The sequence below is a fragment of the Atribacterota bacterium genome (assembly GCA_028717805.1).
Taxonomy (GTDB): domain Bacteria; phylum Atribacterota; class Phoenicimicrobiia; order Phoenicimicrobiales; family Stramentimicrobiaceae; genus Stramentimicrobium.
This window is the reverse complement of the sequence record JAQUNC010000024.1, coordinates 24,261-35,471: the sequence shown is the minus strand read 5'-3', so window position 1 is coordinate 35,471 and position 11,211 is coordinate 24,261. Positions and strand designations below refer to the sequence as shown.

General features: G+C 35.8%; 9 protein-coding genes and 1 riboswitch. All 9 genes read right to left on the bottom strand.

Annotation, left to right across the window (positions count from 1 at the left end; genetic code table 11):
- Positions 1 to 728, bottom strand: a 728-nt coding sequence (purM, locus tag PHD84_06610; GenBank protein MDD5637470.1) for a phosphoribosylformylglycinamidine cyclo-ligase, incomplete at its 3' end; no start/stop codon positions are given.
- Between the two features lie 204 nt (positions 729 to 932).
- Positions 933 to 2,288, bottom strand: coding sequence for an amidophosphoribosyltransferase (purF, locus tag PHD84_06605; GenBank protein MDD5637469.1), 1,356 nt, complete (start codon positions 2,286 to 2,288; stop codon positions 933 to 935).
- Positions 2,281 to 4,503 carry a phosphoribosylformylglycinamidine synthase subunit PurL gene (gene purL, locus PHD84_06600; GenBank protein MDD5637468.1) on the bottom strand — a complete coding sequence of 741 codons (2,223 nt, stop codon included), beginning with the start codon at positions 4,501 to 4,503 and terminating at the stop codon, positions 2,281 to 2,283. Before purL (PHD84_06600) ends, purF begins: the two co-directional genes overlap by 8 nt.
- Positions 4,504 to 4,552: 49 nt before the next feature.
- Entirely contained in the window at positions 4,553 to 6,739 is a 2,187-nt protein-coding gene (gene purL, locus PHD84_06595; GenBank protein ID MDD5637467.1) for a phosphoribosylformylglycinamidine synthase subunit PurL, read from the bottom strand.
- Complete coding sequence (gene purQ / locus PHD84_06590) at positions 6,727 to 7,473, bottom strand: phosphoribosylformylglycinamidine synthase subunit PurQ (protein MDD5637466.1); 747 nt, start codon at positions 7,471 to 7,473, stop codon at positions 6,727 to 6,729. The genes purL (PHD84_06595) and purQ overlap by 13 nt, the downstream gene beginning before the upstream one ends.
- Complete coding sequence (gene purS / locus PHD84_06585; protein MDD5637465.1) at positions 7,474 to 7,725, bottom strand: phosphoribosylformylglycinamidine synthase subunit PurS; 252 nt, start codon at positions 7,723 to 7,725, stop codon at positions 7,474 to 7,476.
- Positions 7,726 to 7,755: 30 nt separating this feature from the next.
- On the bottom strand, positions 7,756 to 8,796 hold the full coding sequence (gene purC / locus PHD84_06580) for a phosphoribosylaminoimidazolesuccinocarboxamide synthase (protein MDD5637464.1): 1,041 nt from the start codon (positions 8,794 to 8,796) through the stop codon (positions 7,756 to 7,758).
- Positions 8,797 to 8,821: 25 nt separating this feature from the next.
- Positions 8,822 to 9,310 (bottom strand): 5-(carboxyamino)imidazole ribonucleotide mutase, encoded by a 489-nt coding sequence (gene purE / locus PHD84_06575; GenBank protein ID MDD5637463.1) that lies wholly within the window; start codon positions 9,308 to 9,310, stop codon positions 8,822 to 8,824.
- A gap of 274 nt (positions 9,311 to 9,584) precedes the next feature.
- Positions 9,585 to 9,688: riboswitch (purine riboswitch) on the bottom strand.
- Positions 9,689 to 10,259: 571 nt separating this feature from the next.
- Positions 10,260 to 11,156 (bottom strand): sulfite exporter TauE/SafE family protein, encoded by an 897-nt coding sequence (locus PHD84_06570; GenBank protein ID MDD5637462.1) that lies wholly within the window; start codon positions 11,154 to 11,156, stop codon positions 10,260 to 10,262.
- Between the last annotated feature and the right edge of the window lie 55 nt (positions 11,157 to 11,211).

Here is an 11,211-nt window from a genome sequence, read left to right as displayed (position 1 = left end):
CCTTTAATTTGAAATTCTTTTAACAAAGTTAAAACTGTTGATATGTAGATTCTGGTAGCTCTAAGAAGTTCTTCTCCCAATGTCACATTTAGAAGCGACACTTTTTTTGTTAAACTCAATTTTCCTTCTGCTAAAAATATTTTCCTCACCAGAGAATATCCATTGCTATGCAGTCCAGAGGAGGCTAATCCAATGACAAGATCTCCTGGAACAATATCACATCCAGTTATAATCTTTTTCCGATCAACAATTCCTACAGCAAAACCTGATAAATCGTACTCTCCATCTCTATAAAATCCAGGCATTTCTGCAGTTTCCCCTCCTAATAAAGCGCAGCCAGCAATTTTACAGCCTTCGGTAATTCCTTTTATAATACTAACCATCTTGCCTTCATTTAATTTACCAGTAGCCAGATAATCCAAAAAGAATATCGGCTTGGCACCACAAGTCATGATATCGTTGACACACATTGCTACTAAATCAATTCCAATGGTATCATGTTGGTTTAATAAATTTGCTATCATTAGTTTAGTACCGACACCATCGGTACCAGAAACTAAAACTGGATCTTCAATTTTTTCATGGGCTATAGAGAATAATCCGGCAAAATGACCAATTTTGCTCAGAACACCTGGTATGTGTGTAGCATGAATCATTGGAGTAACCTTATTAATAATATTATTTGCCAACTCAATATCAACTCCTGCCTTCTTATAAATCTCACTCATTTTATACTATTAATCCTTTCTTTTATGTTAAAATACAGGGCAGAGAAGTTCTAGGTTGAGTGTATCAAATTTCGAGTTTAAAATACCAAGATTACCACATAGTTCTTTAAACTAAAAATTTATCCATTCTTATATTTTAGCATTATTTTGGCTTACCGCTAATTACTTATCACCAATCACTGATCACTCATTACTTGTTCTATACTATAATGGATATTCACCACTGAAACAGGCAGTACAAAAATCAGAAGGTTTATTCTTCTCAAAAACTCCAGTCAATCCCTCCAGACTGATATACCCCAGGGAATCCGCTCCAATCCATTGTCTTATCTTCTCAATTGAAAAACGATTAGCCCACAACTCTTCTTGATTGGGTGTATCAATACCATAATGACAGGGAAAATTTACAGGAGGAGAACTAACTCTAACATGTACTTCCCTTGCTCCTGATTTCTTTAATAATTTCACTAATTTACGGCTGGTAGTTCCCCTGACAATTGAATCATCTACCATAACTATTCTTTTCCCTGTTACAATACTGACAATTGCGGAGAGTTTTATTTTAACTGAATATTCTCTCAACGCCTGATTGGGTTGAATAAAAGTTCTACCTATATAAGGGTTTTTCAATAAACCTTCCTGGTAGGGTATACCAACTTTATGAGCATACCCTAATGCGGCAAATCGCCCTGAGTCAGGAACCGAAATAACTATATCGGCTTTAGCTGGCTGTTCTTGAGCTAATCTTTGACCGATCCTTTCCCGTATCGCGGCAACATTTTCTCTAAAAACATTACTATCAGGACGAGCAAAATAAACATGTTCAAAAATACATAAATTCTTTTTAGTGCAAGGAAGTATTTGTTTCGCCTTATAATTGTTCTTTTCAATTACTATCATTTCTCCAGGTTGTATTTCTCTCAAATATTGAGCCTCTATTATGGAGAAAGCACTATCTTCTGATGCTAAAACAAAGCCATCTCTTGTCTTTCCTAAAACAAGAGGGTGAAAACCATGAGCATCTCTTAAACCTATCAATTTATCTTCTGTCAAAAGAACCAGGCAAAAGGCACCCTTTAATTGTAGCACTATCTTCTCTAAGGCCTTTTCTATATCCTTTTCTTTAGTTACTTCAATTAACTTACAGATCAATTGGCTATCAGTTTGACAATTGCTTGGATTCTTATCATGTGATTCCAGTATTGCTCTCAACTCACTCTGATTAATTAGATGACCATTATGAGCCAGAGCAAAAGAACCACCAGTAAATTGTTGCAATATTGGTTGACTATTTTCCCAGCTATTAGAACCAGTAGTGGAGTACCGTACATGACTGATAGAAGCTATTCCCTGTAAGGTGTTCAATATGCCTTCCTTGAAAACTTCAGCTACCAGTCCTAGATCTCGATAAATCAATATATTCTTACCATTACTGACAGCGATACCGGCACTCTCCTGTCCTCTATGTTGAAGAGCAAAGAGTCCTAAATAGCTTAATTGAGCTATATTGCTCTTCAGATTTTTATGGTAAATACCAAAAACGCCACACTCTTCATGCATTATTAAAATTCCTCTCCCAGGCTTTTATAATTTGCTCTATCTTTAAATTAACTAAATTACCAAACCTTAAACTATCTCCTTCCACCTGTCCTAATATCTCTAAAGGTGCCTGATATTTAAGAGCAATATCCTCTAGTAAAGCTAAATTTTTCTGTGGAAGGGAAACAATAATACAAGATTGAGATTCACCAAAAAGTAGCGCATCATTTCTGGTTTTAGCCTTTTTCTCAACTTTTATTCCTTTTTTCCCGGCAACACAGCATTCTGCTAATGCCGTTATTAGCCCTCCATCAGAACAATCATGAGCAGAAGACAATATTCCCAGAGCAATACTTTCCCGGCAGGTATTTTGAACTGATTTCTCCAGTTTTAAATTAATTTGGGGAGGCAGACCTTGTTCTATATTATAAAAGACCTTTAAATATTCGCTTCCTCCCAGTTCTTCTTTGTTTTCACCTATCAGGACAATTAAATCACCATCATTCTTAAACGACATGGTACAAACCTGATCAAAATTATCAATAATTCCAGCCATTCCAATGATAGGAGTAGGGTAAATAGCCTCGCCATTACTTTCATTATTTAAACTTACATTGCCACTGATAACGGGTATTCCCATTTCCTGAGCAGCCTTGCTTATCCCTTTAACTGATTTTTCTAACTGCCAGAATATCTCTTCTTTTTCCGGATTCCCAAAATTAAGATTATCAGTTATGGCTAAGGGACGGGCACCTTTGCAGGATAGATTGCGTGCTGCCTCAGCAACTGCAATCTCTCCACCTACAAATGGATCTAAATAACAATACCTTCCATTACCATCAGCAGTAAAAGCAATTGCTTTTTTGCTTCCTTCAATTTTGATAACTCCAGCATCATCTCCAGGAAATAAGATAACCTCAGTACCAGCAGAGCTTATTTGATTAAAATCATTATAAATTCCGATTTTACTACAAATGTTTATAGAGGATAACAGGCTTAACAAAGCCTGGTTGTAATTCTTAGGTTGTAGAATTTTTTCTAAATCTAACCTCTGTCTCTCTTTTATTTCTACAGGAAATTTACCCTGGTAATTACGAACAGGAACTCCCTCCGCTAAAGATTTTGCCGGTACTTCTGCAACTATCTTTTCTCCCTCTTTTAAACGCAATAAACCATCTGGGATTACTTTTCCAATAACAGTATACTCTATACCCCATTTATCAAATATTTTGCCAATCTCTTCCTGATTATCCCTTTTGGCAATTAATAACATTCTCTCCTGGGTTTCAGAGAGCAATATTTCCCTGGGAGTGATATCATCTTCCTTTTTTGGTACTAAAGAAAGATCTAATTCAATCCCACAATTTCCTTTACTGGCCATTTCACAGCTGGAGCTCACCAAACCAGCAGCTCCCAAGTCTTGCATTCCTAATAGCAAGTCTTCATTTACCATTTCCAGACAGGCTTCAATTATCTTTTTTTCTAAATAGGGATTGCCCTGTGGAATAGGTGGGTGTTTTATCTCCTGGTCTACTTCTGATAGCTCTTGTGAAGCAAAACTGGCACTACCTACCCCATCCCTTCCGGTCTTTTCTCCTGCCAAAATTACGATACTACCAATCTCCCTGGCTATCGCAACCACAATATCTTCTTTTTTTACTAAACCCACACACATTGCATTTACCAGAGGATTTTCCTGATAACTATTCGAAAAATAGGTCTCCCCGCCAATGACCGGCACTGTAATGTTATTACCATAAAATGACAGGCCTTTTGCTACTTCTTTAACTAAATATCTTGTATGGGAATCTTCCCAATTACCAAATCGGAGAGAACCTAATATGGCAACAGGCCTGGCTCCCATAGCTAGAATGTCCCTAACCACTCCTCCTACACCGGTAGCGGCTCCATGAAAAGGCTCAACTGCTGAAGGATGATTATGGCTTTCAATTTTCATTACCATAGCTATCCCCTCTCCTATATCAATAGCTCCAGCATTTTCTCCAGGTCCAAATAAAACCCATTCCGCCCGAGTAGGGAAATGCCTTAATACCGGTTTGGAGCTTTTATAACTACAATGTTCAGACCACATTGCAGAATAAAGTCCTAATTCTATATCATTTGGTTCTCTCTTTAAAGTCTTAACAATTTCCTGATATTCTCTTTCGGTAAGATTATTCTCTTCCAGAATTCTCTTTAAATTCATTTCCTGACGGTCAATACTGCTCTTATTCATTATAGGCTCCTTTCCTGATTTACATACTATATCCTAACATCACTTCAATTTAATTGCCTTTACACCGCCATGATTTTTCCAGTTCCTCTAATGGTAAATTAACCCATTGATTAATTTTTAAATGATTTCCCTTGACCATTCCAATTCTTTGAAATGGTATCTTATCACTTCGGGCTATCTTAATAAAGTTATCAATATTAGAGGGATCAATACTGACTATTATGCGGGATTGTGTTTCCCCAAATAAACAGCAATCAGAACGAATATCAGATTTTAGTTCTACCTCTGCTCCCAGACTGCTTTTCAGGCATGATTCAGCTAAAGCAATGGCTATCCCTCCCAAGGAACAATCGTGTGCTGAAGAAATAATTCCTTTTTCAATCACTTTTCGACAGAATGATTGTATTTTTTTCTCCTTTCTAAAATCAAGAACAGGAGGCTTACCGCATATTAGTTTATGCGCAATTTTCAGATACTCACTCCCTCCTAATTCCTCTAAATTTTCACCAAGCAGAAAAATCAAATCATTTTCCTTTTTAAAATCTAAAGTACAAATACACCGGTAATCATCAATTATCCCAACCATGCCAATAACAGGTGTGGGATATATTGGCTTGCCTTCATTTTCATTATACAGACTAACATTACCACTGATTATCGGGATTTCAAAAAATCGACAGGCTTCCGACAAACCTCTTATCGCCTGTACTAGTTGCCAGTAACTATCGCTATTCTCCGGTGCTCCAAAATTAAGACAATCAGTAATAGCCCTTGGTAACGCACCTTTACAGGATAAATTTCTGGCTGCTTCAGCTACTGCAATTCTTGCTCCTTGCAATGGATCAAGGAAACAATATCTGCCATTACCTTCAGTAGTTAAAGCAAGGGCTTTCTTGCTTCCTTTAATCCTTAAAACTGCAGCATCATCTCCAGGTGGGATAATAGTATTAGTTTGAACCTGATAGTCATACTGTTGATAAATTTCTTCCTTGCTTGATAAATTAGGAGAAATTAGCATATCAAGCAAGATTTCATTATAATGATCAAATTCTTTAATTTTTTTCCAATTAATGTAATTTATTCTTTCCAGCCATTGTGGTTTTTTTATTTTTCTTCTGAAAGTAGGGGCTCCTTCTACCAGTGAGTGAATGGGAATACATGCTACAACTTGTTTATTATCTTTAATGGTAAATTTCTGATCATCAGTGACTTGTCCAATAATAGCTGAATCTAAATCCCATCGTTTTAAGGTTGATAAAACCCTTTCTTCTTTTCCCTTTTTTACTACTACTATCATTCTTTCCTGTGATTCAGATAATATGATTTCAGAAGGACTCATATTAGCTTCTCTTTGCGGAACATTTGACAACTCAACCTCAACTCCACTTTCTCCTCTGGCAGCCATTTCACTTAGAGAACTAGCTAAACCGGCTGCACCGCAATCCTGCAAACCAATAACTTCTTGGAATTGTGCTAATTCCAGACATGCTTCAAGTAATAATTTACCAGCAAAAGGGTCTCCTATTTGAACAGCTGGTCGATCCTTATCTGATTGTTCGGTAAGTTGTACTGAGGCAAAAGCAGCTCCACCTATCCCATCACGTCCAGTCTTTGCTCCAATTAAGATAATAGAATTACCTATTCCGCTTGCCACTGCAAGAATTACTGCTTTCTTCTTTACTAAACCTACACACATTACATTTACTAAGATATTCCCTTGATAACTTTCTGAAAAGACAGTTTCTCCACCGACAGTAGGTACTCCAATACAATTTCCATAAAAGGAAATACCTCCTATTACACCATTATATAAATATTGTGTTAAATCTTTTTGAAAATCACCAAAACGAAGGGAATCCAGAAGAGCAATAGGTCTGGCACCCATGGTAAAAATATCCCGCAGAATACCACCTACTCCGGTGGCAGCACCCTGAAACGGTTCAACCGCTGAAGGGTGATTATGGCTTTCCATCTTCATGACTACTAAAATTTCTTCACCAATATCAATTATGCCTGCATTCTCTCCCGGTCCCTGAATCACCCAAGGAGCTTTGCTTGGTAATTTTTTCAACAAAGCTTTGGTACTTTTATAACTGCAGTGCTCACTCCACATGACCGCAAAAATACCCATTTCCAGTTCATTGGGCTCACGCCCTAGAGCCTGACATATTAATTGATATTCATCAATGGTTAGACTCCACTTCTGCCATATTTTATTCTGTTTCAACTTTGGCATAGATGAGTACTCCTGTTACCACAGTTATTTAGAGGAAAGATATCCATTCTTAAATAATTTATCACAGACTTAAATATAAGACGACCATCTATTGAACCCAAGCAATCTTCCATACATCTTTCCGGATGTGGCATCAGACCGAAAATATTTCTTCCCTTATTACAAATTCCAGCAATATTATATAGGGAACCATTGGGATTCGCTTCTTGAGTAATTTTCCCTTGATTGCTACAGTAACGAAACAAAACCTGATTATTCGCCTCTATTTCATCTATCGTATTTTGATCAGCATAATAGCAGCCTTCACCATGAGCAATAGGTATCTTTAATACTTGTTCTTTTTGGCACAAGTTGGTAACAGGTGTATTGATGTTTTCCACACGAATATACTGCCATTTACAGGTAAAATGAAGACAATTATTCCTTATTAAAGAACCTGGCAATAGTCTCGCTTCAGTCAAAATTTGAAAGCCATTACAAATACCTATCACCAGACCACCTTCTCTGGCAAAATCCAGAATGGATCTCATAACAGGAGCATAACGGGCTATTGCCCCAACTCTTAAATAATCACCATACGAAAATCCCCCTGGCAGGACAATACAATCATAACCAGTAATATTTGTCTCTTTATGCCAAAGCAATCCAGTGGGAACCTTTAAAATATATTTTAAGGAATAATAACAATCATAATCACAATTTGAACCGGGAAACTGAACTACACCAAATTTCATTTAATATTCCTCTATGGTATAAACATAATCTTCAATAACGGGATTAGCCAATAGCCTCTGGCACATATCCTTAACCTGTATTTCTACTTCAGTCCTGGAATTGTTTTCTATTTGTAATTCAATCAATTTACCGATCCTGACATCCTGAACGTTGTGAAATCCTAAAGCCAGGAGAGCTTTATAAGTTGCCTTACCCTGGGCATCAAGAACATCCTTTTTTAATTTGATATGAATTCTTACATACCAACACATATAAATATAATCCTTAATTTACAACCATTATTAATTTATTGAATTTTTGATAAAATCATAGATTTCCTGTAAGGCATCAGGCAAACGAGGGATATCTTTAAACCATTTTTTACCGGTTATTTCATTGGCAAAAGCACAGTACAAAATGGATAGAAACAATTTTAATTTGGAAGGTAGTGGTTGTGGTTTTTGTTTTACGTATTTTTTCCAATTAGCAGGATCTTTTTCTTTGGCTTTAACAACATCTTGATACCAATCGCTCTGACGGTAATAAAGACGGATAATCTCCTTGCTAACTGGCATTCCACGATAGGTAAAACGGCATTCATCCATAGTACCCACTACATCAACCAAAACAACATTCTGTTCATTATCCAGAGCAAATTCAAACTTACCATCTTCATTTTTAAGGCTTATTTTTTGTACTTCTTTACTAATCATCTTATTAATTCTTAGAGTTATTGAATTTATCTCCGCTATTTTCCGATGTGGAACCTTAGTTATCTCCTGGGCTTCCTGCCAGCTAATATAACGGTCAGTTGCTTCTAACTTGGTAGATATATCAAGATAGGGTTTTCTTAATTCAATTCCTTCTTTGGGAATTCTATCCAGTCCCAAATCTTCCAACCTTAATTCCCCTTCTTTTAACCTTTTAAAAATACTGGAACCAGCAGGAAGTGTATTACGATAGATAATTTCCAAGGGAATTAAAAAATTACCCTTTTCTTGTTGATAGACCTGATAATCATAGGCTTTTTCATCAGTAAGTTGGGGTTTTAATATCCTATATAATTTGGTCTCCAGAGTATTGATTGGTTGCTTGATTTCAGCAAGAGATTTCACCTGTTCATTTTCAACCATACCTAAATAGTGGGTCATAATTCCTTCTTTTTTAATTTTTTCAAAAAAATAGGCAGCAGTAATGCATAAAGCCACACCTTTTTGATCAATATGGTCTGGCATTTCACCCCAATCAAAAACAGAGTAACGATCGGAAAAGATAAATCTGCCAAGCCCAGGACACTCCCTGGTAGGAGTTTTTAAGACCACTAAATCTTTTACGCTCCCCATTTTAAAACTCCTTCTACTATTTTAATCATTGTTCAATTCCCTGATTGATATCTAAAGCTTTTATCTTCTGTTCCATCTTCTTAATAAAAGATGCAAGTGTTTCAGCAATTCTATTATCCTGCAGAGCTAGAATTCTTGCCGCTAATAAGGCAGCATTAGCAGCATTATTGATGCCCACTGTTGCCACAGGTACACCTATGGGCATCTGCACTATAGATAATAATGAATCTAATCCTTCCAATGTTGGTGTTTTAATGGGCACTCCAATAACTGGCAGTACGGTCTTACCAGCAATCACACCAGGTAGATGAGCAGCACCGCCGGCACCGGCAATAATCACCTTAAATCCTCTTTTAGAGAATTGATTAATATATTGAAAAAGAAAATCAAGCGAACGGTGCGCAGAAATAGCCCTTAATTCATAACTAATTCCCAATTCCAGTAGAATTTCTGAAGCTTTGTCCATAATGGGTTGATCGGAAACACTACCCATAATAATACTAATATCCATCAGAACCTCCTTAATGAAAAATTAATTTAGCATATATGATTCCTTATTTTGAAAATAGTATTGTAGTAGTATCGGAAATTATTCTGAAATTATGATACTACTAAAATATCTTATAAAAACAAAAAATCCAGACTAAGAGCATTCCATAATAAGAGTGGAACCTCTCCGCCTGGGATTTTAGCCCTACGGTGTAGCATAGCATATACACTTTGCACCACTTGGTTCGAACCCTGCTTGACAAGTATGAGTATGAAATTTTAATCCAGCAGGTGAATCCCTAAGATGCACTTCCACTCGTAGCCTATTGTGATTTACGGTCACCTGGTAGAAACGCTTTCGCCCTATTCGAAAGCTTATACGAGTTTTATGATAATTTTAAAATATCTGATGAAAATATAGCATTCTTCTCCAATATTGTCAAATAATATTAAAATTTAAAATATTACTTTTTTCTATAAATATAGCTCATAACATATTAATAAAATTCAATAATCTTACTGACTTTACTGGAAAAACCATAAAAAGTGATTTAATAATTGCAGATTGATAATTTCTGAATTATCACTTTATTTATCCAAAGGTAACAGACTAAAACAAGCTCTCACTTTTTAAATATTTGCCATAGTAAAGGGCAAATCAAATCAATCATTTTCAGTAGAATATAACTAATTAAAATTATTCTGGTCTCATTAATAAGCAAGTAGTCAGAACCTTTTTCTGGATAATATTATCAGTCATAGTTCCACTAAAGTCCTATCGTTCTGGTATATCCATGGTGTGATCGGAGCTTATGCCCATCTCAAAATACTCATCCTCCGGAAAATATCTACTTATATCCAGGAACTTTACTTAAAAAGAGCACCTTGCTCTTTTTATTAGTATCTTTCTTCAATATCGAATTCTAATCTGTAGATGATTATATTATTTTATTTCATATATGATACGAACTGATTTAAATATAATCCAGGTTTAAGAGAAACTTAACTAGAACAATAGCTATTGCTAAAAAAATGACTAGAGAAAAATAATATCTAATATGGGCTCCTCTTAGTTGTTTATGAATTTGTGTTCCTACTTGAGACCCAATTAAAGAACCTATCAAAATACAAGTCACCAATTCAAAATTTACATTTCCCTTCAAAAAATGGCTTAAACTTCCATATCCTGCTATAAATATGGTTTGAAAAAGACATGTACCTATGGCTATACTGGTAGGTACTCCTAATAAATAAATTAAAGCAGGATTCATAATAAACGCTCCTCCTATTCCTAAAAGCCCGGTAAGTATTCCAACTCCAAATCCTAAAGATATTAAAAAATAAATTGAGATATGCTCTATACTTGAAATGGGGAGGGAAATCATGGGTGGAATCCTTACCTCTTTGATTTTCTGTGAAAATATTGTATCAACTATTCCTCCCCGGGGTGCTCTTCCTTTTGCTTTTCTGCTTTCAAGAAACATTGATATTCCTACAATAGAAAGAAGAATCATATAAACTATACTTATCCAAAAATCCATTTTGCTAATTAGAGAGCCGTGAATTAACATATTCCCTAATTCTTTCAGCCACATGAGTATTTGACTGCCCAATTCTACTCCAATTAGTGAACCAATGAGAACAAATCCAGCCAGCTTATAATCGATGTGGCCAAAACCCTTATACCTTATACTACATGCTATTGAAGTGCCCACCATCTGGAAAAGACTGCTTCCTATGGCAACATTGTAAGGAAGATTAAATACTGCATTGAGAAGAGGTACAAGCAGAAAACCCCCTCCTACTCCAAATAAACCAGCTAAAGCGCCAATAAAAAATCCAATTCCAATAAAACTGATACATTGAATCATTTTAAGAATCTTTCTATTTTTAACAGTCTATTTCTTTGCTAATTATATGAAGATT